The organism is Clostridium sp. KNHs216 (assembly GCF_006714885.1).
Lineage (GTDB): Bacteria > Bacillota > Clostridia > Oscillospirales > Acutalibacteraceae > Caproiciproducens.
Map to the genome: position 1 here is coordinate 3,572,510 of NZ_VFMF01000001.1, position 22,969 is coordinate 3,595,478.

29 protein-coding genes and 1 riboswitch are annotated in these 22,969 nt (G+C 54.1%); of the genes, 27 read left to right on the forward strand and 2 right to left on the reverse strand.

Translation table 11 applies throughout. From position 1 onward, the window contains the following. Window positions 1–71 precede the first annotated feature (71 nt). Both LY85_RS17125 and LY85_RS17130 read left to right on the forward strand, forming a co-directional pair. Window positions 72–629: a winged helix-turn-helix domain-containing protein gene (locus tag LY85_RS17125; protein WP_185741266.1), complete on the forward strand. Its 558-nt coding sequence runs from the start codon at window positions 72–74 to the stop codon at window positions 627–629. 28 nt (window positions 630–657) lie between these two features. Beyond that, window positions 658–1,932: an MFS transporter gene (locus LY85_RS17130; protein ID WP_185741267.1), complete on the forward strand. Its 1,275-nt coding sequence runs from the start codon at window positions 658–660 to the stop codon at window positions 1,930–1,932. Between the two features lie 148 nt (window positions 1,933–2,080). Here LY85_RS17130 and LY85_RS17135 read toward each other — a convergent pair whose 3' ends face one another. Together LY85_RS17135 and LY85_RS17140 are read right to left on the reverse strand one after the other, a co-directional pair. Next, entirely contained in the window at window positions 2,081–2,302 is a 222-nt protein-coding gene (locus tag LY85_RS17135) for a hypothetical protein (protein ID WP_038323228.1), read from the reverse strand. Between the two features lie 95 nt (window positions 2,303–2,397). Further along, a complete protein-coding gene (locus tag LY85_RS17140) occupies window positions 2,398–3,459 on the reverse strand; it encodes a sporulation protein (RefSeq protein ID WP_141827629.1) in 1,062 nt (353 codons plus the stop codon). A 106-nt stretch (window positions 3,460–3,565) separates the two neighbouring features. Between LY85_RS17140 and LY85_RS17145 the strand changes: the two genes are divergently transcribed. The 25 genes from LY85_RS17145 to mraZ all read left to right on the forward strand — a co-directional run bounded on the left by LY85_RS17145 (window position 3,566) and on the right by mraZ (window position 22,965). Further along, a complete protein-coding gene (locus LY85_RS17145; protein WP_038323230.1) occupies window positions 3,566–3,817 on the forward strand; it encodes a YabP/YqfC family sporulation protein in 252 nt (83 codons plus the stop codon). 9 nt (window positions 3,818–3,826) lie between these two features. Beyond that, complete coding sequence (gene yqfD, locus LY85_RS17150) at window positions 3,827–5,008, forward strand: sporulation protein YqfD (RefSeq protein WP_141827630.1); 1,182 nt, start codon at window positions 3,827–3,829, stop codon at window positions 5,006–5,008. A gap of 113 nt (window positions 5,009–5,121) precedes the next feature. Further along, entirely contained in the window at window positions 5,122–6,081 is a 960-nt protein-coding gene (locus LY85_RS17155) for a PhoH family protein (protein ID WP_038323233.1), read from the forward strand. Between the two features lie 5 nt (window positions 6,082–6,086). Next, the gene (gene ybeY, locus LY85_RS17160) at window positions 6,087–6,596 is read left to right on the forward strand and encodes an rRNA maturation RNase YbeY (RefSeq protein ID WP_038323234.1); all 510 of its coding nucleotides are present in this window, start codon (window positions 6,087–6,089) and stop codon (window positions 6,594–6,596) included. 2 nt (window positions 6,597–6,598) lie between these two features. Further along, entirely contained in the window at window positions 6,599–7,081 is a 483-nt protein-coding gene (locus LY85_RS17165) for a diacylglycerol kinase family protein (protein ID WP_243122596.1), read from the forward strand. A gap of 12 nt (window positions 7,082–7,093) precedes the next feature. Further along, window positions 7,094–8,017: a GTPase Era gene (gene era / locus LY85_RS17170; protein ID WP_141827632.1), complete on the forward strand. Its 924-nt coding sequence runs from the start codon at window positions 7,094–7,096 to the stop codon at window positions 8,015–8,017. A gap of 235 nt (window positions 8,018–8,252) precedes the next feature. Then, window positions 8,253–9,020 (forward strand): DNA repair protein RecO, encoded by a 768-nt coding sequence (gene recO / locus LY85_RS17175; protein ID WP_141827633.1) that lies wholly within the window; start codon window positions 8,253–8,255, stop codon window positions 9,018–9,020. A 1-nt stretch (window position 9,021) separates the two neighbouring features. After that, window positions 9,022–9,735 (forward strand): AzlC family ABC transporter permease, encoded by a 714-nt coding sequence (locus tag LY85_RS17180; protein ID WP_141827634.1) that lies wholly within the window; start codon window positions 9,022–9,024, stop codon window positions 9,733–9,735. Then, entirely contained in the window at window positions 9,732–10,067 is a 336-nt protein-coding gene (locus tag LY85_RS17185) for a branched-chain amino acid transporter permease (protein ID WP_141827635.1), read from the forward strand. The genes LY85_RS17180 and LY85_RS17185 overlap by 4 nt, the downstream gene beginning before the upstream one ends. Window positions 10,068–10,113: 46 nt before the next feature. Continuing rightward, complete coding sequence (locus tag LY85_RS17190) at window positions 10,114–12,492, forward strand: endonuclease MutS2 (RefSeq protein ID WP_243122597.1); 2,379 nt, start codon at window positions 10,114–10,116, stop codon at window positions 12,490–12,492. 22 nt (window positions 12,493–12,514) lie between these two features. Next, window positions 12,515–12,928, forward strand: a complete 414-nt coding sequence (locus LY85_RS17195) for an EamA family transporter (RefSeq protein ID WP_038323307.1) — start codon at window positions 12,515–12,517, stop codon at window positions 12,926–12,928. A 61-nt stretch (window positions 12,929–12,989) separates the two neighbouring features. After that, window positions 12,990–13,625, forward strand: coding sequence for a hypothetical protein (locus tag LY85_RS17200; RefSeq protein WP_141827636.1), 636 nt, complete (start codon window positions 12,990–12,992; stop codon window positions 13,623–13,625). 117 nt (window positions 13,626–13,742) lie between these two features. Next, complete coding sequence (gene ylxM / locus LY85_RS17205; RefSeq protein WP_038323309.1) at window positions 13,743–14,105, forward strand: YlxM family DNA-binding protein; 363 nt, start codon at window positions 13,743–13,745, stop codon at window positions 14,103–14,105. 15 nt (window positions 14,106–14,120) lie between these two features. Next, the gene (gene ffh, locus LY85_RS17210; protein ID WP_141827637.1) at window positions 14,121–15,446 is read left to right on the forward strand and encodes a signal recognition particle protein; all 1,326 of its coding nucleotides are present in this window, start codon (window positions 14,121–14,123) and stop codon (window positions 15,444–15,446) included. 67 nt (window positions 15,447–15,513) lie between these two features. Beyond that, window positions 15,514–15,756, forward strand: a complete 243-nt coding sequence (gene rpsP, locus LY85_RS17215; RefSeq protein WP_038323312.1) for a 30S ribosomal protein S16 — start codon at window positions 15,514–15,516, stop codon at window positions 15,754–15,756. A 17-nt stretch (window positions 15,757–15,773) separates the two neighbouring features. Further along, entirely contained in the window at window positions 15,774–16,007 is a 234-nt protein-coding gene (locus LY85_RS17220) for a KH domain-containing protein (protein ID WP_038323313.1), read from the forward strand. A gap of 90 nt (window positions 16,008–16,097) precedes the next feature. Next, a riboswitch (THF riboswitch) is annotated at window positions 16,098–16,194 on the forward strand. A gap of 65 nt (window positions 16,195–16,259) precedes the next feature. Next, the gene (locus LY85_RS17225) at window positions 16,260–16,814 is read left to right on the forward strand and encodes a folate family ECF transporter S component (protein ID WP_038323314.1); all 555 of its coding nucleotides are present in this window, start codon (window positions 16,260–16,262) and stop codon (window positions 16,812–16,814) included. A 166-nt stretch (window positions 16,815–16,980) separates the two neighbouring features. Further along, on the forward strand, window positions 16,981–17,496 hold the full coding sequence (gene rimM / locus LY85_RS17230) for a ribosome maturation factor RimM (RefSeq protein ID WP_141827638.1): 516 nt from the start codon (window positions 16,981–16,983) through the stop codon (window positions 17,494–17,496). After that, window positions 17,486–18,253, forward strand: coding sequence for a tRNA (guanosine(37)-N1)-methyltransferase TrmD (gene trmD / locus LY85_RS17235; protein WP_141828185.1), 768 nt, complete (start codon window positions 17,486–17,488; stop codon window positions 18,251–18,253). Before rimM ends, trmD begins: the two co-directional genes overlap by 11 nt. A 256-nt stretch (window positions 18,254–18,509) precedes the next feature. Next, the gene (locus LY85_RS17240; protein WP_038323319.1) at window positions 18,510–18,773 is read left to right on the forward strand and encodes an HPr family phosphocarrier protein; all 264 of its coding nucleotides are present in this window, start codon (window positions 18,510–18,512) and stop codon (window positions 18,771–18,773) included. A 95-nt stretch (window positions 18,774–18,868) separates the two neighbouring features. After that, on the forward strand, window positions 18,869–20,725 hold the full coding sequence (gene uvrC, locus LY85_RS17245) for an excinuclease ABC subunit UvrC (RefSeq protein WP_141827639.1): 1,857 nt from the start codon (window positions 18,869–18,871) through the stop codon (window positions 20,723–20,725). Between the two features lie 68 nt (window positions 20,726–20,793). Beyond that, window positions 20,794–21,345, forward strand: a complete 552-nt coding sequence (gene rsmD / locus LY85_RS17250; protein ID WP_141827640.1) for a 16S rRNA (guanine(966)-N(2))-methyltransferase RsmD — start codon at window positions 20,794–20,796, stop codon at window positions 21,343–21,345. Then, entirely contained in the window at window positions 21,342–21,842 is a 501-nt protein-coding gene (gene coaD / locus LY85_RS17255; RefSeq protein WP_141827641.1) for a pantetheine-phosphate adenylyltransferase, read from the forward strand. Before rsmD ends, coaD begins: the two co-directional genes overlap by 4 nt. Further along, window positions 21,835–22,308, forward strand: a complete 474-nt coding sequence (locus LY85_RS17260) for an ATP synthase F0 subunit B (RefSeq protein ID WP_141827642.1) — start codon at window positions 21,835–21,837, stop codon at window positions 22,306–22,308. The genes coaD and LY85_RS17260 overlap by 8 nt, the downstream gene beginning before the upstream one ends. A gap of 237 nt (window positions 22,309–22,545) precedes the next feature. Then, window positions 22,546–22,965 (forward strand): division/cell wall cluster transcriptional repressor MraZ, encoded by a 420-nt coding sequence (mraZ, locus tag LY85_RS17265; RefSeq protein ID WP_038323326.1) that lies wholly within the window; start codon window positions 22,546–22,548, stop codon window positions 22,963–22,965. Window positions 22,966–22,969: the final 4 nt, after the last annotated feature.

Consider the following 22,969-nt stretch of genomic DNA (forward strand, 5'->3'; position numbering starts at 1 on the left):
TATCTTGACATAACAATAAATGTTATGATATAATCCTAAACATAACAACTATTGTTATGTTGGAGGCCGATATGGAACGGAAAACCCTTTATCTTACCACGGAAAAGGAACTGAGAACTTATATGCATCCTCTGCGCCAAAAAATTTTGTTTCTTTTGGGGCGTAATAAAGACGGAATGACGGCAAAGCAGCTGGCGGACGCGCTGGGAGTTGCTCCGTCCAGCGCGGGGCATCATCTTGCCGAGCTGGAGGCCGCCGGTCTTGCGGAGCTTGCGCGCACCGAGAAGATCCACGGCTTTACGGCGAAGTTTTACCGGGCGACGAATGTGAGTATCAGTCTGGGAAAGCTGCCCGCGGAGGCGGCGGGCGTCCGGCGCGCGGTGCTGCAGAACCATGTCAGCGAGAATTTTAACCGCTGGGCCGACACGATGGATTCCTCTGACAGAGCCGGTGTGCCGTCCTCTCCTGAGATCGGAGAACTTCTTTCAGGTACGCTCTATCTGAGCAAACAGGACATGGCTGTCCTGAACAAGCTCCGCACCTTCTGTGACGCGCACGCGCAGCCGACGGAGGGAACCGCGCCCTATGAATTCACATTGTTCTATGCCCGCACCGGGGATGAAGAATAACAATCTCACTTTCAGAACAGGAGCAGCTATGAAATTAAAAATTAAAGACAGCTTTTCAGCTTACAACGGTTTGCCAAAGGAAATATACCTGCTGTTTACCGCCCGCATCATCACCAGCATCGGTTCCTTCGTGCTCCCGCTTCTTACACTGATTCTCTCCCAGAAGCTGGGCATGTCGGAAACGGAGACAGGAAATTTTGCCGCTCTTTTAATTCTCTCTCAGGGGCCGTGCCTGCTTCTGGGAGGAAAGCTGATCGACGCCATCGGCCAGAAAAAAATGCTGGTTTTCTGTCAGACGCTGGGTGCGCTTTTCTATTTTATGTGCGGATTCATCAAAGACCATACCACGCTTCTGGTGTTTATCATGATTGCGGCCGATTTGTTTGTGGCCGCCTCTCCCGCGTACCAGACCATGGTGGCAAGGCTCACCGTACCAGACAACAGAAAAGCTTCCTACTCCCTTCTTTATCTCGGAATCAATATCGGCATGGCAGTCAGCCCGCTGATCGGCGGACTGCTGTTTGAAAAGCACCTGCCGCTTTTATTTATTCTGGACGCGGTAACGACTCTGCTGTCGACCGGCCTGATCGCCCTGTACATCCGGCTTCCGAAAGAAAGCCGGGGGGAGGACGCCGATCCTGCCACCCCTGCGAAGACCGGCAGGGACGCTTTCTCAATCGTAGTATTGAAAAATACGCCGGTACTGCTCTTTTTCCTTTTATTTCTGTTTGTCTTTGATTTTACCTATATTCAATGGAGCTTTATGCTGCCGCTGCAGTTCCATGAGCTGTACGGATCGAACGGAGCCCGTTTTTACAGCTTTATCAGCATTGTCAACCCCGTCATCTGCACTGTCTTTACTCCGCTGCTGACGAAGCTGACCGCGAAATACCATCCGCTTGCGGTTGTGACCGGCGGGGGAATCTGCTACTTTGCGTCTTATGTCCTGTTTGCCTTTGCAAAGATTATTCCCGTCTTTTTGATTGCCGGCACGCTGTACACCTTTGGAGAAATATTGATCGTGATCAATCTCGGGGCGTTTATCGCGGAACATTCCCCTGACGCCTACCTTGGCCGGATGAACGCGGTCCGCTTGTTTTTGCAGGGAACTGCCAGCGCGCTGGGTCCGCTGGTGATGGGAAGGGTCCTGCCCTTTTCCGGCTACCGATTCTCCTGGCTGCTTGTGGCGGCGGTTGCGCTGGCAGGCTCCGTGGGAATGTATTTCCTTAACAAAGAAGACTCCAAAGTGCAGGCGCTTGCAAATGAGGATGGCGGCGATGGATTCACAGAACAAATCCAATGATTTCCGATCATCCGGAGCGGGCGTCTCCAATACAGCATTGGCAAAGCTCTTGTTACGGCCGCTGCTGCCGTTTAATCAGTTCCCAAAAGGGTAAAAGAAAACCGGCGCGATTTTACGCGTCGGCTTTCCGTATGTATCGGGCTTTTTCCTACAGCTTGAATTCCTCCGCGCTGTGCGGTTTGAGCGCAGGCATGCTCACGGGGGTGCGCTTTAAGGGGTCGTAGACAAAACGGCTGCAGCCGCCGTCGGGGTCCAGGTATCTTCCCAGCCTGCACACGCTTGCGCCGTCGAAGTCGGAGCTGTTTTCGCAGTGCCTGCAGTCTGTTTCTATATGATTGCCGAAAAGCTTTGCTTTCTTTTTTCCAAACATGTTGATTCTCCTATAGGGTTTCCCGCCCGCCGTAAGCGGGCGATTTTTAAAATTCCTGTATTTTCCATCCGAAATTTGACAATATTATTATAACATTATTCTTCCTTCATTTCCAGCTTTTCGCGCGGCAGGCTGAAAATCAGCGCCGCGCAGAGCGCAATCAGCGCGGCTGCTGCGGGAACGGAGCCGGAAAAGTTTCCCGCGAGCTGCTGAGACGTTGTGCTGAACACCTCCACATCCTCCGGAAAGATACACAGCAGAGCCCAGGTGAGCGCCGCGGCGGTAATGCCGTGGAGTAGACGGAACAGCATAAAACGGGGCAGGTTCACACGGATATTGGAAACGGCGGACAAAACCTGGAAATGGACGCAGATGCCGCCCCAGCCGATCGCGAGCGAAACCGCCCACAGCGGCACCCCGAGCTTCGCAAGGTCGGAGCAGCCGCCCGTTACCTCCAGCAGAGCCGAAAGCGCCGCGGCAGCGCGCGGTCCCGTCGCCCACTGGCGCAGCAAATTCAGGAAAGCCGCGAACAGTATGACAAAGCAGCACATGTTGATCATGGCGCGCGCCGCGTCAGCAGCGGACAGAATCAGGGCATCCGCAGCCCGGTTCCTGACGCGCTTTTTCCCCGCCTGGGGAGCGGGAGCTTCATTTTCCTCGCCGATGCTGCACACAAGGGCCAGAACCAGGGATGCGACAAGCTGTGAAATCAGCAGGATGACACCTGAGCGCTCGTCGTGCAGGAATCCGACCCCAACGGCGGTAATGACGAACGCGGGGCCGGAATTGACACAGAAGCAGAGCATGCGGGAAGCCTGTTTTTCGCTGACGGAACCATTTTCATAAAGCGCCGCGATACCGCGCGCCCCGGTCGGGTATCCGCCGATCGCGCTCATCAGAATGGTCGCGGCACAACTGCCCGGCAGCTTCAGAACACTGCGGCACGGAACCTCAAACACCCGTCCTATTTTTTCCGACAGCCCGCTTTTGACCACGAAAACGGAAAGCACCATAAACGGATACAGCGAGGGGACGAGAATCTGCAGGCAGTATCCGATTCCGTTTTTAGCCCCCGCCGTCGCCGCCGCAGGAAAAATCAGCAGCGCGCAGGCGGCCAGAAATGTTGCAGTCAGCAGCAGGCCCTGTTTTATTCTCATGACGATCCACCCTTTCATAACCTTATATATATGTCGCCGCGCGGATATTTACGCCGTCCGCCGCATAGGCTTTATAGGATAAATTCGATGTAGGGCGGGGATTCAATTGGAGAAAAAAATCAATATCCGCAAGCTGACGTCAACAATGCAGATGCCCACTCATATGGAGATAAACGGAAATCAGGAAGTGATTGTCGACGGCTGCAGCGGCGTGCTGGAATACGACACCGAAGCGGTCAGAATCAAGACGGGAAAACTGATTGTGCGCTTCACGGGGCGCGGACTGGTCATCAAATGCCTGACGGCGGATTCCCTGGTGGTAACTGGATTCCTGACAGGAATTGAGTTTCTTGTGTGAGGTGGCGGGATGATTTCTTTACATTTGACGCGCTGGCTCCTCGGCTACGCCCGGTTTTCCGTGGTCGGCGGCAGCAATGAACGCTTTCTGAACAACTGTGCCCGTGCCGGGATCTATCTTTGGGATATTGCGGCGGGAAAAGAGGGCGGGGCCTGTGTTGCCGTAAAAAACTATCGTGCGCTGCGTCCGTGCGCGCGAAGAGCGAACGCAAAGCTGAAAGTCCGCGAGCGGCACGGCTTTCCGTTTGCTACGAAGGGAATCCGCAGGCGCAGGGGGATTCTGGCGGGCGCCGTTCTGTTTATGGTGATCGTCCATCTGCTGTCGCTCCATGTCTGGAGCATCGAGGTAAAAGGGAATACCTCCATCCCGACCGAACAGATCGAGGCGGAGCTGGTGCGCCTGGGCGTTACGCCCGGCGCGCTGAAATCAAGCGTACAGCCCCAGCTGCTGCAGCAGAAGCTCATGCTGAAATTTCCCCAGATCGGGTGGCTCTCGGTCAACACCAGAGGATGCTCCGCGGAGGTCCATCTGGAGGAAAAGGTCGATCGGCCGCTGATTGTCGGCGACAAGCACGAAACGATCTGCAATATCAAGGCGGCCCGTACGGGCCAGATCCTTTCCATGGACGTTTACACCGGTACCGCGCAGGTCAGCAAGGGCGACGCCGTTGTGGAGGGGCAGCTGCTGATCAGCTGTGTTGTCGAGGATAACCTCGGCTACTCCACGCTCAGGCACGCGGCCGGGAAAATCATTGCCGAAACCTCCCGCACCCTTTCGACCGAAGTCGATTTGAAGCGCAGCGAGGTGAAGCCAACGGGGAAAACGCTTACGCGCAGATGCCTGTTCCTGTTCGGCGCGCGCGTGCCGCTCACCTTTGCGGGAAAGCCGCAGGGAAACTACCGGACGGAAGGCGTCCACACCGACCTGAAGCTGATGAACTCCGTTTTGCCCCTGGGCTTTTACGAGGAAAAGTGGACGGAGGAAAGAACGGAAAATATCACGCTGACAAAAGAGCAGGCGCTTGCCGAGGCAAGGAAGCAAATGGAACAGAAAAAGAAGGAGGAACTGAAGGACGCGAAGATCATTTCCGCCAGCGAGGACGCCAAATTTACCGATTCCAGGCTGATTTACACAATCAAAGCAAAATGTGAGGAAAATATTGCCCAAGAATCGGAAATATTAATAAAATAACGATATTTTTGTCATTAATCATGGTGACTTAATAGGCTTACTGTGTTATAATGAACCTAATTTATCTGAGGGAAGGTTTTCCACCGCTGGGCAAATCTTCAAAAGGAGATAGAATGTTTGAACAAAGGATCAATATTGACCGCATGGAACAGGCGGTCGCTCTTTTCGGCAACTTTGATGAAAATATCAGGCTGATCGAAAAAGAGTACCATGTGGGCATTGTCGGACGCGGAAGTGAAATCAAGGTTTCCGGCGATCCGGAAGATGTCGCGCTGGCCGTCCGCGCAATTGACAGCCTGCTGTCCCTCGTCAACCGGGGAGAGGCCTTAAGCGAACAGAACGTCCGTTACTGTATTTCCCTTGTGAATGAAGGCAGTGAAGATAAAATTGAGACACTTGCAGGGGACTGCATTTGTATAACGTCCAAAGGAAAGCCGGTCAAGGCAAAAACACTCGGGCAGAAAAAGTACTGTACGTCGATTAAAAACCACACGATCACCATCGGGGTCGGCCCCGCGGGAACCGGAAAGACCTATCTGGCCGTGGCCCTTGCCGTTACGGCGTTCCGCGCGCAGGAGGTCAACCGCATTATCCTGACCCGTCCCGCTGTGGAAGCGGGGGAAAAGCTGGGTTTTCTTCCGGGTGACCTGCAGCAGAAGGTGGACCCGTACCTGCGCCCGCTGTACGACGCGCTGTTCGATATGCTGGGCGCGGAAACGTATCAGAAGTATGTGGAGCGCGGCAATATTGAAGTGGCTCCGCTGGCGTATATGCGCGGAAGAACGCTTGACGACAGCTTTATTATTCTGGACGAGGCGCAGAACACAACACCGGAGCAGATGAAGATGTTTCTCACCCGTTTGGGATTCAATTCCAAAATGGTGATTACAGGGGATATCACCCAGATAGACCTTCCGGACGGGCGCAGGTCCGGCCTGAAGGACGTCGTGAAAATCCTGCGCGACATTGACGATATCGCACAGGTACGATTCAACGAAAAAGATGTCGTTCGCCATAAACTGGTGCAGGACATTATCAAAGCATATGAGAAAAATGAGGAGGCCGGGCATTAAAGACCATGGAAAAAGTGAGAGTTATCATTGAAAATAAGCAGAAAGAGGTCAAAATTCCTACGGGTTTGCGCATGCTGGTGCGGCGCTGCTGCAATGCTGTGCTGCGTATGGAAAAATTCGGATCGCCCGCAGAAATCAGCGTCACCTTTGTAAATAATGAGCAGATTCATGAATTGAACAGGCAGTACCGCGGAAAGGACGTCCCGACCGATGTGCTTTCCTTCCCTATGGGGGAAAACGGCGTGTACGACATCAACCATTCCACCGGTGCGAAAATCCTGGGCGACATCGTCATTTCCATGGAAAAGGCGGTGGAACAGGCGGAACGCTACGGCCACAGCCTTGAGCGCGAGGTGGGCTACCTTTCCGTGCATTCCATGCTGCATCTGCTTGGATACGACCATGAAAACGGCGGAATCCAGCGGGTCCATATGCGCGAGAAGGAAGAGCTGGTCATGACCCAGTTGGGCCTTCCCAGCACAAGCAGCTATGTATTGGACGAGGATGAGGAATAAGCTTGCGGTTTTTTAAAAGCTTTCGGTATGCTTTTCGCGGAATCATCTACTGCATCAATAATGAACGGAATATGCGGATACATACGGTGGCTGCACTGTATGTATTTGTCTTTTCGTTCTTTTTTGAAATGTCACGGACAAGCTATGCCGCTGTGATGATTGTAACCGCCATGGTGATGACCGCCGAACTGTTCAATACCGTTGCGGAGGAGCTCTGCGACCTGACGGCGGCGAGCTTTCACCCCGTGGTGCGCATTATCAAGGATATGGCGGCGGGCGCGGTTCTGGTCTGTGCCGTTTTCGCGGCTGCGGTCGGCGTGTGCGTTTTCTGGCAGCCCGAGGCCTTTGGAAGGATCCTCCGCTATTTTGCCTCCAGCCCGCCCATGCTTCTGCTGCTTGCCGCGGTGACTGCGGCAAGCATTGTTTATATCGTTATGGGACCGACCGGCGTCCGCGATTATATCAGAAAAAAACGAGAGAAATAAGGAGAAGAGTCCATGGTGGATCAGAAACAGGATAAATCCGCTTTTATTGCGATAGTAGGCCGCCCGAATGTGGGGAAATCGTCCCTTTTGAACGCGATGATCGGACAGAAGGTCGCTATCGTTTCCAATAAACCGCAGACGACGCGCACCCGTATCATGGGCGTTCTGACCAAGGGAGAATACCAGCTGGTCTTTATTGATACGCCCGGTCTTTTGAAACCGCATAATCAGCTTGGAGAATACATGGTGCGCTCCGTTACGGAGTCCGTTTCCGGGGTGGACGCCTGCCTTCTGGTAGTGGAAGCGGGCAAAAAAATCTCTCCGGCGGACCAGGCGCTGATCGAACGGTTCAAGTCGATCGAAATCCCGGCGGTGCTGGCGATCAACAAAATCGACCTGCTGCAGGACAAGAGCGTTTTGATGGCGCAGATATCCGAACTGTCCGCACTTTACGACTTTGAAGCCGTGGTCCCCGTTTCGGCGATGGACGGCAACGGAGTCAGGGACCTTACCGGCGAGCTGGAAAAGCTTGCGATGCCCGGCGGACATTTTTTTGAGGAGGATACGCTGACCGATCAGCCCGAGCGCGTTCTGGCTGCGGAAATCATCCGGGAAAAGCTGCTGCGCCTGTGCAGCAAAGAGGTCCCGCACGGCATTGCCGTTCTGGTGGAAAGCATGCACGAGCGCGGGGACAAAAGCGGCATCACCGATATGGAGGCTACGGTTTTCTGCGAAAAGGAAAGCCATAAGGGAATTATCATCGGCAAGGACGGCGCGATGCTGAAAAAAGTCGGCACGCTGGCCCGCACCGATATGGAACGTTTTTTTGACTGTAAAATCAATCTGAAACTCTGGGTAAAGGTAAAAGAGGACTGGCGCAACCGCACCGCGGTTTTGCGCAGCCTTGGGTTTGACAGCAATTCCTTCAACGGTTAGACAAAGCACATTTTTGCAGTGAAATTTGTCTGATTATGGGTTTAATTCATTTATTTACCGCTCATATAAGCTGAATTAAGGCAAATACTTAAATCAGAAAATGAAAAGGGAGCGGGAAATATGGATGAACAAACAGCATGGAATTGTTTTGAACATACCGGAAATATCAGCGATTATCTGATCTACAGCCAATGCAAACACAGTAATGAAGAAAGGCAAATGCGGGAGGGCGCGGATGCAGATAGAGACCAAAGGCCTGATCATCAGGGAGAATTCCGTGGGTGAAAGCGACCGCCTTGTCACCGTACTTACAAGCGGGGAAGGGGTTGTACGCGCTTTTGCGCAGCAGGCCAAAAAATTAAAAAACAGCAAACTTTCCGCCACGCAGCTTTTCAGTTATTCCCGTCTCACGATTTTCAAGGGGCGGGATAAATACATAATTGACGACGCACAGCCCATTGAAGTTTTTTTTGACCTTCGCAGGGATATTGAGCGTCTTTCCCTTGCCCAATATTTTTGTGAGCTGGCGGGTGCGCTGGCGCCGCAGGAAGCCGAGGCCGGGGATTTTTTGCGTTTAATGCTCAATTCCTTCCACTTTCTGTGCAGGGGATTAAGGCCGAACGCACAGATCAAGGCGATCGTGGAAATGAAAATGCTCTCGCTCGCGGGGTATATGCCCAATCTGATCTGCTGCTCCGGCTGTTCGTGCTATGAGGCGGAGGAGATGTTCTTCCTTCCCCGCAAAGGGTTGATTTATTGCGGGGACTGCTTCGTGGACTCCGCGGAACCCGCCGTCCGGCTGAGCCGCGGCGCGCTGACCGGTCTGCGGCATATTATTTACGCCGATTTTGAGAAGCTCTTTTCCTTCAGCCTGTCACAACAGGGGCTGAAGGAGCTTTCTGCGGCGAGTGAGCAGTATGTTTTATCCACCTTGGAGCGCAGCTTCAATACGCTGGAATTTTACAGGCAGATGAAAACAGAGGACGAATCAACGAACGGTTAGAATGATTGGGGGAAACCTTTTGAAGCATAAGAACGCGCTGCGCGCGGCTTTCCCGCACACCATTCCGGTGATGCTCGGTTATCTTTTTTTAGGCGCCGCCTTCGGAATCCTGCTGAACAGCAAAGGGTACGGCTGGGGCTGGGCGGTGCTGATGAGCGTGTTTATCTACGCGGGCTCCATGCAGTTTGTGGCAATCGGACTTTTGTCCGGCCCGTTTCTGCCGCTGCAGGCGGCGCTGATGACCCTGATGGTCAACGCCCGACATACCTTTTACGGAATTTCCATGCTGGAGAGGTTCAAAAGCATGGGAAAGAAAAAGCCTTACATGATTTTTTCACTGACGGATGAGACCTTTTCCCTGCTGTGCAGCGCCCGCGCGCCGGAGGGCGTCGACGAGGACCGGTTTCTGTTCTGGGTTTCCCTCCTTGACCAGCTTTACTGGGTCATCGGTGCGGCGGCGGGCGGCCTGATCGGCTCTCTGGTCTCCTTCAATACAAAGGGCATCGATTTTGTAATGACGGCGCTTTTTACGGTTATCTTTGTGGATCAGTGGGAAAATAACAGGAACCATTTTCCCGCCCTTGTCGGGCTGGTCGGTTCCGTTTTGTGCCTTGCCGTGTTCGGGCCGGGGAATTTTATCCTGCCCTCCATGGTGCTGATCTCCGCCGTCCTCAGCCTTTTCGGGAAAGCTTCTGAAAGGGAGGAAACCGTATGACGCTGACGTCCGGTCAGGCCGTGATCCTGATCTTCGTAATGGCGCTGATAACGTTGTTTACCCGCGCCCTGCCGTTTTTCTTGTTCCCGCAGGGGAGGGAGACGCCGGCGTTTGTCCGCTATCTGGGCAGGGTGCTCCCCTGCGCGGTGATGGGGATGCTGATCGTCTACTGCCTGAAGGGGATTTCCGTTTTCTCGGCGCCGTTCGGCGCACCGGAGCTGATTTCCGTGGCAGCGGTAGTCCTTCTGCACAAATGGAAGCACAATACGCTTTTGAGCATTGGGGGAGGAACACTCCTTTACATGTTTTTCACTCAGTTTATTTTTATATAATTGATAAAGAAGACTTCATTTTCATAGAAATAGGTAGAGGTAACTTATGGAAGATACGATGCAAAGACATTACAGAGCTTTGGAGCTCGATAAAATACGAAAGCTGCTGGCGGCCGAAACGGCGTGCGAGGACGCGGCGGAGCTCGCTTTGCAGCTTACCCCGTCCGTTTCCCTTTCCGAGGTACAGCGCCTTCTGGCCGACACGGACGAGGCCTTTACGCTGATGGCCCGCTTCGGCGCGCCGTCCTTCGGCGGGCTGTACAACATGACCAATTCCCTGCGCCGCGCGGAGGCGGGCGGCACGCTCAACATGGCCGAGCTGCTGCGCGTCGCGGGCGTTCTGCGCACGCTGCGCGGGATCGTGGACTGGCGCTCGAAAAGCGCGGGGGTAAAAAGCTGCCTGGACTGGCGGTTCGATTCCCTGATGCCCAACAAATATCTGGAGGACCGGATTTACGGCGCGATCCTTTCCGAGGAGGAAATGTCGGACAACGCGTCCGTTCAGCTCGCGTCCATCCGCCGCAAAATCCGTTCCGCGTCCTCCCGCGTCCGGGAACAGCTCGACAAAATGATCCGTTCCACGCTCTATCAGAAATATCTGCAGGACCCGATCGTCACCATGCGCGGCGGCCGGTTCGTCGTGCCGGTCAAGGCGGAGTTCCGCGGGGAAATCGCCGGACTGGTGCACGATACCTCCGCAAGCGGTGCGACCGTGTTTGTAGAGCCGATGGGGGTCGTTGAGGCCAACAATGAGGTGCGGGTGCTGCAGTCGCAGGAGCAGGCGGAAATAGAGCGGATTCTCGCCGAGCTTTCGGCGGAGACCGGAAACTTTTCCAGCGGGATTATCAGCGGGTACCGCGCCGCGGTGGAGCTGAACCTGATTTTCGCCAAGGCGAATCTGGGCTATAAGATGAAGGCCAGCCTTCCGGCGGTGAACGACAAGGGGAAAATCCTGCTGAAAAAGGCTCGCCATCCGCTGATTGACAAGAACCGGGTCGTCCCCACGGACATTGAACTCGGCATTCATTTTGATACCCTGGTGATTACCGGCCCCAACACGGGAGGAAAAACGGTGTCGTTGAAAACGGTGGGCCTGCTTACGCTGATGGCTATGTGCGGGCTGATGCTGCCGGTGGCGGAAAACAGCGAGATTTCCGTTTTTCATCAGGTGCTGGCCGACATCGGCGACGAGCAGAGCATTGAACAGTCGCTGTCCACTTTTTCGGCGCATATGACGAATATTATCCGGATCATCGGTCAGGCGGACGGGAACAGCCTGATTCTGCTGGATGAGCTGGGGGCGGGAACCGACCCGGTCGAGGGCGCGGCGCTCGCGATGGCGATTCTGGAGGCTCTGCGCAAAAAGGGCGCGCGGGTGGCCGCTACGACCCACTATGCGGAGCTGAAAGCCTATGCGCTGCAGACAGACGGCGTGGAAAACGCGTGCTGTGAGTTCGACGTACAAACGCTGCGGCCGACCTACCGGCTGCTGATCGGCGTGCCGGGCCGCTCCAACGCGTTTGCTATCTCTTTGCGCCTTGGGATGGAAGAGGAAATTGTGGAACGCGCGAAAGAGCTGGTATCCAGTGAAAACACACGGTTTGAGGATGTGGTCCAAAGCCTGGAAACCAGCCGCCAGAAGCTGGAGGGCGAACGCACCAAGGCGGAGCAGGCGCATCTGGAAGCCGTTCGGGCGCAGAAGGAGGCGCAGGAAATCCGCAGCAGCATCCAGGCCGAGGCGGACAAAGAGATCGAGAAGGCGCGCCAGCAGGCCTCCGAGCTGGTTTCCCGTACCCGGGGGCAGATCGACGCCCTTTTGAACGAAATGGAAGAACTGAAAAAACAGCAGAACAAAACACTCTCCGCGGAGCAGAAGGCGAGGCTGAAAGCCGGGCTGCGCGTTCTGGAGGAAACCGCCGATCCCATTCACGGCAGAAAGGACGAGGGCCCGTATGTGCTGCCTCGTCCGCTGCAGGTGGGGGATACCGTCCTGCTTTACGATATTGACAAGCAGGGAACGGTTCTGCAGCTGCCGGAAGGAAATAACCAGAACGTTCTGGTGCAGGCGGGCATCATCCAGACGAGGGTGCCGCTTTCCAATCTGCGGCTGGTGCAGGAGAAAAAAGGGAAGGAAAAACGCAGGACCGTTACCAGAAACGTGACGGGCAGGGCGCAGGCAAAGGTGACGACCGAGCTTGACCTGCGCGGGCAGACGACGGAAGAGGCCATTATGAATGTCGACCGGTTTATCGATTCGGCGCTGCTCAGCGGCATTGAGCAGCTCACCGTTATCCACGGCAAAGGAACGGGGGCCCTGCGCGCAGCGGTGCAGCAGCACCTGAAAAGGCACCCGAGCGTGCGCAGCTACCGGCTGGGCGTGTTCGGAGAGGGAGAAGCCGGCGTTACCGTTGTGGAATTAAAATAATGATCGGAGATGAGGCGGCGTGATGTGGGTTGTTTACGCAGTTGGGTCCGCGCTGTTTGCGGCTTTGACGTCGATTCTGGCAAAAGTCGGTATCGAGAATGTCAACTCCAATCTCGCCACAGCGGTCAGAACCGTTGTGGTGCTGATCCTTGCGTGGGGCATCGTCTTTTTTACCGGAGCGAATACCGGAATCAAAAACATTACACAGAGAAGCCTGCTGTTTTTGGTCCTGTCCGGAATCACAACGGGCCTTTCCTGGCTTTTTTATTACAAGGCGATCCAGATCGGTCCGGTTTCCAAGGTCGCTCCGATCGATAAATTCAGCGTGGTCATCACGATTTTCCTTGCGTTTGCATTCCTGCATGAAAAGATAGACATGAAGACCATTCTCGGGGGAATTCTGATTACTGCCGGTACGTTCGTCCTGATTCTGTAAAGAGGGGGAGATTGTCCTGAAAACGACGCAAACCCGAAAAAAAGGGCCTCTGATCATTCTTGTGTCCGTTCTTGTTCTGTTGCTCGCGGTCATCGGAATCCTGTTTGCGCTGGCGCTGAACGACCCCAATGCACCCCTTGCGCCAAGCGGGGAAACGGATTCTTCCGCGGTGACCGTGAAGCTCCTTGTTGCGGCCGGTACCGGAAAGCCGGCTGAGCTGACCGGGGAAGAGGTCAGCGCGCTGGTGACCCGGAAGCTTGCGCAGAACGGTCAGAACACCGTTTCCGGGGTGCGGCTTACCGTCAACAGCGACAACACCGTCGCCGCCTATCTGCCCGTTTCCTACAAAGGGATGAAGCTGGGCGTCAGCGCCAACCTGACGGTCGGCTGGGACAGTGCGAAAAACAATATCCGCGCCGCGGTCAACTCCCTGAAAATCGGCCGTTTGCCGGTCGATCCCGCGTGGGCGCTTTCCCATGCCATGGATTCTCTTCCGGACGGCACTGAGCGGGTGGGGAATGTTCTGTACCTGCCGCCGCCGATGTTCGGCACCTACGAAATGCCGAACGACGCTCCGGGCAACATCGGCGGGCTGGAGGTCCGCGACGGGAAATTCCTGCTGAATTTTTCCGTGGATACGGCCAAACTGGAGGAATATTTGAAAGACCAGCTGAAATCCTTTCTGAATCCATCCTAATAAAAAATAAAAAGCGCGGCGCTTCGGCCTTTTTTCCTATTGACAAGCGCCGCGTTTTATTGTATAATTCGTAACTGTAAAGTTAATTGCTTTACAGGCTGAATGGAGGGGTATCGGATGTCGAAAAATCTGGAAATATCGTTATTGCTTGATTTTTACGGGGATATGCTGACCGACAAACAGCGCGAGGTAATCGAATATTACTACAACGAGGATTTATCGCTTTCCGAAATTGCGGACAACCAGGGCATTACCCGCCAGGGGGTGCGCGATTCTATTAAACGTGCCGAATTTCAGCTGCTGGACATGGAGGAGCGTCTGGGCCTGGCCCGCCGTTTCCGTGAGATGAGAAGCGGTCTGGAGCGCATCAGCTCCGCTGCCGAACAGATTAAAGAATACAACGATCATTACATATATTCCAATGAGCTTGAAAACAACGCGAAGCTGATTCTTGATATTTCCCAAAAGCTCTGCGAATAGGAAGGAGGGCCCCTGTTGGCATTTGAAGGTCTTGCCGATAAGCTGTCAGCCGCATTTAAACGGCTGAAATCAAAAGGAAAACTGAATGAGGCCGACGTAAAGGAAGCAATGCGCGAAGTCCGCCTTGCCCTTTTGGAAGCCGACGTAAACTATAAGGTCGCCAAAGACTTTACCAATACCGTGAGCGCGCGTGCCGTCGGCACCGAGGTGATGGAAAGCCTGACCCCGGCGCAGATGGTGATTAAGATTGTAAACGAGGAACTGACCGCTCTGATGGGCGGAAGCGACGCGAAGCTCGCCAGCCCTGCGTCCCCCCCGACCATTATCATGCTCTGCGGCCTGCAGGGCGCCGGTAAAACCACCCACGCCGGAAAGCTGGGGCTGATGCTGAAAAACAAGGGCCACAGGCCCCTTCTGGTCGCGTGCGATATTTACCGCCCCGCCGCCATCAAACAGCTGCAGGTCGTCGGCGAAAACGCCGGTGTTCCCGTTTTTGAAATGGGCCAGGAAGACCCCGTGAAAATCTGCAGGGCCGCCGTCAGGCACGCCAGGGACTACGGCAACGACATGGTCCTGATCGATACCGCCGGACGTCTTCAGATCGACGAAGTCCTGATGAACGAGCTGAAAAATATCAAAAATGAGATCGGCCCGCACGAGATCCTGCTTGTGGTGGACTCCATGACCGGCCAGGAGGCCGTCAACGTCGCGAAAACCTTTGACGAGCTGCTGAATATCACCGGCGTGATTCTGACCAAGCTGGACGGCGACACCCGCGGCGGCGCAGCGCTTTCCGTGCGCGCGGTGACGGGCAAGCCAATCAAATTCGCCGGTACCGGCGAAAAGCTGCAGGACCTTGAAATTTTTCACCCGGACCGCATGGCCTCCCGCATCCTCGGCATGGGCGACGTGCTCACCCTCATTGAGGACGCGCAGAGCAGGCTTGACCGCAATGCCGCGGAAAAGACCGCCCAGAAGTTGATGCAGAACAAGCTGGATTTCAACGACCTGCTCGACCAGCTGGTGCAGGTAAGAAAAATGGGGCCGCTCAAGAATGTACTTTCCAAAATGCCCGGAATGGATAAACAGCTCAAGGACGTGGACATCGACGACCGTCAGATGGACCGTGTAGCGGCGATTATTCTTTCCATGACCCCCGAGGAGCGGAGCAAGCCGTCCGTCATCAACCCTTCGCGCAAGCGGCGCATGGCCGCGGGCAGCGGAATGAAGGTGGAGGACGTCAACCGTCTGATCAAGCAGCTGGAGCAGATGCAGAAGCTGGTAAAGCAGATGAAGGGCCGCGGAAAGCGGCGTTTTTCCGGCATGGGGATGCCGTTTTAATTGAATTCATCCAAGAAGGATTTCCCTTTTGGTGAAGATATTGATCAATTTGTGGAGGTGAAACATCATGTCAGTAAAGATTAGATTACGCAGAATGGGTGCCAAAAAAGCTCCTTTCTATCGTATAGTTGTTGCAGATTCCCGTTTCCCGCGCGACGGCCGTTTCATTGAAGAAATCGGCTATTACAATCCGCTCGAGGAGCCGTCCGTCGTAAAGGTGGATGCTGAGAAGGCCAAGAAATGGATCGCTAACGGCGCACAGCCGACAGACACCGTGAAATCTCTGTTCAAGAAACACGGCGTACTGTAATCGCGGAGGATAAAACAATGAAAGAACTGCTGATTGCGATTGCACAGGGACTTGTCGAAGACCCGTCCGCCGTTCGCGTGGACGTTGATGAGCCCAACGAGGAAGGAACCGTTGTTTATCACCTGCACGTTGCCGAAGACGACATGGGCAGGGTGATCGGCAAACAGGGCCGCATTGCCAAAGCGATTCGCATTGTCATGCGTGCCGCCGCTACCCGTACCAACGGGAAAGTATCCGTTGAAATTGACTAAGTGTTCAGGCAGGGCTGCAACAGTGCTGTTGCGGCCCTGCTTTGTAGAAACGCGCCGCCCCGGGTAACGGGGCAAACAGAAAACAATTATAGCAGAGTAGAATTTTGTGCGTTAAGTGCCGCCTGAACGGGGAGTTGTCAGGCGGACGAAAAGGAAACTTGCGGTACAAAATTCGCATCCCGCTGCTGCATACTCTGAGGAATCCCTCTTTTATGTAGCAGATGAATACACAACATAAAGGAGGAATTTTCTTTGAGCTTTTCTTTTCAGTCTGTTAAATCATCCGTTCAGGAGCTGCGGAACGTAACAACCATTGCAATGTGCGGGCTGTTGATCGCCTTAAATGCCGTTCTGGGCATTTTTACCGTACCCGTTTCCGACATTTTGCAGATACGGTTTTCCTTTCTGACCATCGCAACGTCGGGCTTTTTGTACGGCCCGGTTGTCGGCGGTATTGTGGGGGCCATCGGGGACGTAGTCAATTACGTGCTTCGCCCGGCGGGTCCGTTTTTTCCCGGCTTTACCCTGAACGCCTTTCTTTCCGGGTTCGTCTACGGACTCATTCTTTACAAAAAACCGGTGACGGTATGGAGGGTTCTGGCCGCCAATACCATTGTAATGGTTCTGGTGAACTTCCTTCTGAATTCCCTGTGGCTTTCCATCATGTATGGCAAGGCCTTTCTTGCGGTTCTCTCCGTACGCGTCGTGACAAATCTGCTTTTACTCCCGGTAAATGTGGTCATGCTTTATACGCTGCTGAAATTCGTTCAGAAAATCCCCGTCCTGCGACTGCGGAAAACGCACTAGGCGTTCCGGGCAGCCGGCAGGCAAAGCCTGACTGAGGGAGTCCGGTCAACCGGGGAGTTCCCCGGTTTCCGGAGCGCCTGCGGCGATGCTCTCGGACAGTCACAGACATAATCGGCGGGTGTGGAAACGCCGCTGCGGGGAATCCTATTGATTCATGGAGGATATTATGTTCAATCAGTTTTTGGAGGCAGGCAAGATTGTGGGGACGCACGGCCTTCAGGGGGAACTGCGCGTGGACCCCTGGTGCGACTCGGCCGAGTTCCTGGCTCAGTTCAAAACGCTCTATTGGGACAAAGGCGCTCAAAAGCTGGAAGTCGCTTCTTCGCGCGTCCACAAAACGCAGCTGCTTTTAAAGCTGAATGGGATTTCTACCATTGAGCAGGGGGACGCGCTGCGCGGCAGGATTCTCTACATCAGCCGCGACGACGTAAAGCTGGACAAGGGCCGGTATTTTATGCAGGACCTAGTCGGGCTGGAGGTTTTTGACGCCGATACCTGCATCTACTACGGGACCCTGACGGAAATTATGCGCACCGGCGCAAACGACGTTTATCAGATTACGTCGGAAAATAAGAAGAATTATTTGATTCCGGCAATACCGGAAGTAATTATAGATATCAATATTACAAATGGTAAAATGCAGATACGGCCGCTTAGGGGGATATTTGATGATGCGGATTGATTTTCTTACCCTTTTCCCCGACATGTGCGAGGCAGTCATGTCCGAGAGCATCATCGGGCGGGCGCGCAAAAAAGGCGCGATCGAGGTGTACTGCCACCAAATCCGTGATTTTGCATATGATAAACATAACAGGGTCGACGACTGCCCGTTTGGCGGCGGCATGGGCATGCTGCTCATGGCGGAGCCGATTGCCCTGTGTATTGACGATTTAATTGAGAAGCTGGGGAAAAAGCCCCATCTGGTATACCTGTCCCCGCAGGGGAAAACCCTGACCCAGCAGCGTGTGAAGGAACTGGCGCAGCTCCCCGAGCTGGCGCTGCTTTGCGGCCACTACGAGGGAATCGACGAGCGCATTATCGACCGGTACGTGGATGAGGAAATCTCCATCGGGGACTATGTCCTCACCGGCGGCGAGCTTCCGGCGCTGGTGCTGGCGGATTCGGTCTGCCGGATGGTCGACGGGGTCCTTTCCAGCGAGGAATGCTTTCAGGAGGAGAGCCATTTTCATTCCCTTCTGGAGTATCCGCAGTACACCCGCCCGGCACTGTGGCGCGGGGTCAAGGTCCCGGACGAACTGATGACGGGCCATCATGAAAATGTGAGGAAATGGCGTCGGCAGCAGTCGATTCTGCGTACTTTGCAGAAAAGGCCGGAACTGCTGGAAAAGGCCGATTTGACAAAAGAGGACACGGAGTTTTTAGCCAAACTGCTTTCCGAGACGAAAAAAGCCGAAATGGAAAACGGAAACGAAGCATGAACCAAAAGAAAAATGGGAACAGTACAGCAGAGAAAACAAAAGTTTTCAACAATTATAGCACATTGCACAAAGCAATGCCGAACATAATCCACCCGATTCAGTCATCAATCCAAAGTTTTTTTATTTAGTTGACGGTATGCTGAATTGTGATATAATAACTGTGAATCATAGAAAAATAACAATGAAACTGATATTTTTTATTTATTAATGATTGGTTTTGCGGAAATGACTTTTCTGTTTAGGAGTGAATGAAGTAATGTGTGTTAAAGAAGTACTGGTTCAGAATCAAGTGGGCCTTCACGCGCGCCCTGCTACCTTTTTTATTCAAAAGGCAAATGAATACAAATCTTCTATCTGGGTGGAAAAAGAAGAAAGACGCGTGAACGCGAAAAGCCTTCTGGGCGTTTTGTCCCTTGGTATTGTCGGCGGGACCACCATCCGCATTATTGCAGACGGTACGGATGAAGAAGAGGCGGTAAACAGCCTTGTGGAATTGGTTCAGTCCGGTTTTACCGAGTAATTTATTCTGCCAAACAGCACCGCTTAACCGGCGGTGCTTTTTTGTATTTACAACCCGTGCCGATTGTTCCGGGTTGCGCAGCAGAGGAGGGTATCATGACAGATCATGAAAAACATATCAAGGAGCTTCGAAGCCGCGCCATGCGCCTTCCGCTCAGTCCCGGCGTCTACATCATGCACGACAAGTCGGGCAAGATCATCTATATCGGCAAGGCCAAGGCGCTGAAAAACCGCGTCAGCCAGTATTTCGGCTCCGAAAAGAACCATGACGAAAAAGTGCGCCGCATGGTCGCCAACGTGGAGTATTTTGAGTATATTCTGACGGACAGCGAATTCGAGGCCCTGGTGCTGGAATGCAGCCTGATCAAGCAGCACACCCCGAAATACAACATCCTGTTAAAGGATGACAAGGGGTATCATTATATCAAGATTACCTCCGGGCCGTGGCCCAGGATTTCACAGGCAAAGCAGATCCTTGACGACGACGCGAATTACATCGGCCCTTACGTCAGCTCGTGGGCGACCAAGGAAGCCATCGACGAGGCGCTGAAAATTTTCCGTCTGCCGTCCTGCTCGCGCAGGTTTCCGCAGGATATCGGCAAGGCGAGGCCGTGCCTGAATTATTATATCAAGCAGTGCTGCGCGCCGTGCCGCGGGAGGATCAGCGAGGAGGAGTACAACGAGTACGTGGAGGAAGCCATCGATTTCCTGCGTGGCGGCAGTGCCAAAAGCATGCACCAGCTGGAAAAAAAGATGAACGACGCTGCCGAGGCGCTGGAGTTTGAACGCGCCGCGCGCATCCGTGACCGCCTGACGGCCATCAGGCGCATGAGTGACCGGCAGAAGGTGGTGGCCGCGCGCGTGCCGGAGCAGGATGTCATTGCGCTGGCGCAGGGCGCCGAAACAAGCTGCTTTGAAGTTTTCCGTTTTCTCAACGGCCGCCTCTGCGACCGCGAAGCTTTTTTAATGGGGGAAACCGGAAACCCCAAAACCGCCCGAGGGGAATTTATAGAGCGTTATTACACCATGCGCGACCGGATTCCGCCGCGCGTCTGTCTGGATGGCCCCGCGGAAAACACGGAGCTTCTGGGGGAATGGCTGACGCAGAAGGCGGGAAGAAAAGTGACGGTCACCGTTCCCCAGAAGGGCGAGCAGGCCCGGCTTGTGGAAATGTGCCGCAACAACGCGGCGGAGCAGGTGGCTCAGGCCACTGGCCGGACCGTGCGGGAAGCCTCAGCCCTGGACGAGCTCGGCCGGCTTCTGGGGCTGGAACAGCCGCCTTTCTATATTGAATCCTACGATATCTCGAACCTCGCCGGCAGCGAGAACGTGGCGGGCATGATCGTGTTTGAGAACGGAAGACCGCTGAAATCCGCCTACCGGAAATTCAAAATCAAATCGGTGGAGGGGCAGGACGACTACGCTTCCATGCAGGAAGTAATTGAACGCCGCTTTCATGAATATTTCGACGCACAGGGAAAAAATATTACCGACGGCTTCGGACGCCTGCCGGACCTGATACTGCTGGACGGCGGCAAAGGGCATGTCGGCGCGGTCCGGCCCGTGCTGGAAGCCGCGGGGCTGAAGATCCCGCTTTTCGGTATGGTCAAGGACGACAAGCACCGCACCCGGGCCATCGCGTCCGACGGGGGAGAAATCGCCATCAATTCCAACCGCAAGGCCTTTACGCTGGTTTCCTCCATTCAGGACGAGGTGCACCGCTTTGCCATTGGATACCACAGACAGGCGCGCAAAAAGACAACCATTTCTTCCGAACTGACCTCTATCGAGGGTGTGGGACAGGCCCGCGCCAAAGCGCTGTTAAAGCACTTCAAGACCATCCGGGCGATCCGGAATGCGGATCTGGCGGAACTGTCCGCCGCGCCGGGGATGACGAAACCGTCCGCGCAGAGTCTGTTCCGTTATTTCCATCCCGAAGAGGAAAAAAGTTGACACAGCGCCTTTATAATGGGATAATAACGGTTATAGGATTATTTTGTAATTTTTAAGGAGATCCATATATGAGAGTAATCACCGGGTCTGCCCGCGGTTCGCGGCTGACCACACTGGAGGGCGAAAGCGTCCGTCCTACGCCGGAGAGAGTCAAGGAAGCGTTGTTCAGTGTCATTCAGTTTCAGATTGAGGGCAGGCGGGTGCTGGACCTTTTTGCCGGTTCCGGCCAGCTTGGGATTGAAGCGCTGAGCCGGGGCGCAAAGCAGACGGTTTTTGTCGATGCGAGCAGGAATTCCATTGCTGTCGTGGAGAAAAATCTGGAACATACCGGCCTTGCCGAAAACGCGGTGATCAAAACCATGGATTTCGCCGCTTTTCTGCTGCAGAACCGCGAGCACTTTGACCTTGCGTTTCTGGACCCGCCCTACCGTACCGGGCTGCTTCAGCGGGCGCTGCCGATGACCGCACAGGTGATGAACACGGGCGGGACGATTATCTGCGAGCATCCCCACGACGAGGAAATGCCGGAAACAGCGGGCGATTTTATCCGTGCCCGCAGTTACCGCCACGGCAAAATCCAGCTTACCCTATACAGACATAAGGACGTGACCGAATCATGAAAATTGCAATTTGCCCGGGCAGCTTCGACCCGGTTACCTTAGGCCATCTGGACATTATCAACCGGTCACGCAAGGTTTTTGACAAGACCATTGTCGCCGTTTTGGTAAATCCGGAAAAGCACACACTGTTCACGGTGGAGGAACGAATCGAGCTTCTGAAACGCTGCACCTGTAAGATGGGTGACGTGGAAGTGGTCGGTTTCGACGGGCTGCTTGCCGATTATGCCCGCGAGCGCGGCGTGACGGCAATTGTCAAGGGGCTGCGGGCCCTGTCGGACTTTGAATATGAATTTCAGCAGGCGCTTACCAATAAAAAGCTGAATCCCAATCTGGAAACCATGTTCCTGACCACAAGCGCCGAAAATATGTTTTTAAGCTCCAGCATTGTCAAACAGATCGCCCGTTTCGGCGGGGACATTTCCAATTTCGTGCCGGAGTGTATTTTGGGTGACATGAAAGAAAGATTAAATGCAGGGGAGGAACCGCACGATGAGTGAGTTAAACACCGAAGATTTAATCGACGAACTGTACGATATGGTAGAGAAGGCATGGAGCCTCCCTCTCAGCCGCGGCCGCGCGGTGCTGGACGGTGATGAGGTAAAACAGATCCTTGATGAAATCCGCGAAAGCCTTCCGCAGGAAATCCGGCAGGCAAAGGCAATCTGCGCGGACCGCGCGCAGATCATCAGCGACGCAAAGCGCGAGGCCGAGACTGTCGTCCGTGTGGCGGAGGAACGCGCCAAGGCCATGGTAAATCAGGATGAAATCGTAAAACAGGCACAGCAGAAGGCAAACGATCTGCTCAGTCAGGCGCAGGCGAAATTCCGGGAAATGCGCAAGGCCTCCAACGATTACATAGACGATCTGATGAAACGCACGGACGACGGTCTTGCCGCCAACCTTGCGGAGCTTCGCCAGACCAGGCAGAATATTAAAGCGTCCCAGCGTTCCGGTCAAAATTAAACAAATTTTTCCAATTACTCATAAACCGTGGTACAAGATGTTGTACCGCGGTTTTTTTGATGCACCAATATAGGATTTTATTTGCGAAAACAAGGGAATTTGGTTGACATAATTAAAAAAATAACAGTTGCATTTTAAAAATAAATACGCTATAATCAAAACACAAGTGGTGAAAGGTGGGGGTAAGTAGCACAAAGTGGTTTTCAAGACGTGCTTTTACCCGAAAAGTGGCTTGCAATGTTGATCGGCGAGTACCAACATAATATAGACGCGAAAGGCCGTGTGATTGTTCCGGCCAGATTCCGTGAGGATCTGGGCGAGCATTTTTACATCACAAAAGGGCTGGACGGCTGTCTGTTTGTGCTTTCACCAGAGGAGTGGACAAGGCTTCAGGAGAAGGTAAAGGCAATGCCGATTTCCAAAGCGAGAGGCCTTCAGCGCTTTTTCTTTTCCGGCGCGGCGGAAGTCGAACCGGACAAGCAGGGGCGTATCCTCATTCCGCAGGTCCTGCGCGACCACGCGCAGCTTACAAAAGACGTGACCTTCATCGGTACGTCAAGCCGGGCGGAAATTTGGGACAGCAAACGCTGGAACGACTTCAATTCCAATTTGACAGAGGAAAGCATAGCCGAAGCAATGGATATGCTTGAGCTTTAAGCGG

Bases quoted from the DNA above. Each gene is read 5' to 3' on its own strand.
- LY85_RS17125 (WP_185741266.1), top strand. From the start codon at position 72: ATGGAACGGAAAACCCTTTATCTTACCACGGAAAAGGAACTGAGAACT.
- LY85_RS17130 (WP_185741267.1), top strand. From the start codon at position 658: ATGAAATTAAAAATTAAAGACAGCTTTTCAGCTTACAACGGTTTGCCA.
- LY85_RS17135 (WP_038323228.1), bottom strand. From the start codon at position 2,302: ATGTTTGGAAAAAAGAAAGCAAAGCTTTTCGGCAATCATATAGAAACA.
- LY85_RS17140 (WP_141827629.1), bottom strand. From the start codon at position 3,459: ATGAGAATAAAACAGGGCCTGCTGCTGACTGCAACATTTCTGGCCGCC.
- yqfD (WP_141827630.1), top strand. From the start codon at position 3,827: ATGATTTCTTTACATTTGACGCGCTGGCTCCTCGGCTACGCCCGGTTT.
- LY85_RS17155 (WP_038323233.1), top strand. From the start codon at position 5,122: ATGTTTGAACAAAGGATCAATATTGACCGCATGGAACAGGCGGTCGCT.
- ybeY (WP_038323234.1), top strand. From the start codon at position 6,087: ATGGAAAAAGTGAGAGTTATCATTGAAAATAAGCAGAAAGAGGTCAAA.
- era (WP_141827632.1), top strand. From the start codon at position 7,094: ATGGTGGATCAGAAACAGGATAAATCCGCTTTTATTGCGATAGTAGGC.
- recO (WP_141827633.1), top strand. From the start codon at position 8,253: ATGCAGATAGAGACCAAAGGCCTGATCATCAGGGAGAATTCCGTGGGT.
- LY85_RS17180 (WP_141827634.1), top strand. From the start codon at position 9,022: ATGATTGGGGGAAACCTTTTGAAGCATAAGAACGCGCTGCGCGCGGCT.
- LY85_RS17185 (WP_141827635.1), top strand. From the start codon at position 9,732: ATGACGCTGACGTCCGGTCAGGCCGTGATCCTGATCTTCGTAATGGCG.
- LY85_RS17190 (WP_243122597.1), top strand. From the start codon at position 10,114: ATGGAAGATACGATGCAAAGACATTACAGAGCTTTGGAGCTCGATAAA.
- LY85_RS17195 (WP_038323307.1), top strand. From the start codon at position 12,515: ATGTGGGTTGTTTACGCAGTTGGGTCCGCGCTGTTTGCGGCTTTGACG.
- ylxM (WP_038323309.1), top strand. From the start codon at position 13,743: ATGTCGAAAAATCTGGAAATATCGTTATTGCTTGATTTTTACGGGGAT.
- rpsP (WP_038323312.1), top strand. From the start codon at position 15,514: ATGTCAGTAAAGATTAGATTACGCAGAATGGGTGCCAAAAAAGCTCCT.
- LY85_RS17220 (WP_038323313.1), top strand. From the start codon at position 15,774: ATGAAAGAACTGCTGATTGCGATTGCACAGGGACTTGTCGAAGACCCG.
- rimM (WP_141827638.1), top strand. From the start codon at position 16,981: ATGTTCAATCAGTTTTTGGAGGCAGGCAAGATTGTGGGGACGCACGGC.
- trmD (WP_141828185.1), top strand. From the start codon at position 17,486: ATGCGGATTGATTTTCTTACCCTTTTCCCCGACATGTGCGAGGCAGTC.
- LY85_RS17240 (WP_038323319.1), top strand. From the start codon at position 18,510: ATGTGTGTTAAAGAAGTACTGGTTCAGAATCAAGTGGGCCTTCACGCG.
- uvrC (WP_141827639.1), top strand. From the start codon at position 18,869: ATGACAGATCATGAAAAACATATCAAGGAGCTTCGAAGCCGCGCCATG.
- rsmD (WP_141827640.1), top strand. From the start codon at position 20,794: ATGAGAGTAATCACCGGGTCTGCCCGCGGTTCGCGGCTGACCACACTG.
- coaD (WP_141827641.1), top strand. From the start codon at position 21,342: ATGAAAATTGCAATTTGCCCGGGCAGCTTCGACCCGGTTACCTTAGGC.
- LY85_RS17260 (WP_141827642.1), top strand. From the start codon at position 21,835: ATGAGTGAGTTAAACACCGAAGATTTAATCGACGAACTGTACGATATG.
- mraZ (WP_038323326.1), top strand. From the start codon at position 22,546: ATGTTGATCGGCGAGTACCAACATAATATAGACGCGAAAGGCCGTGTG.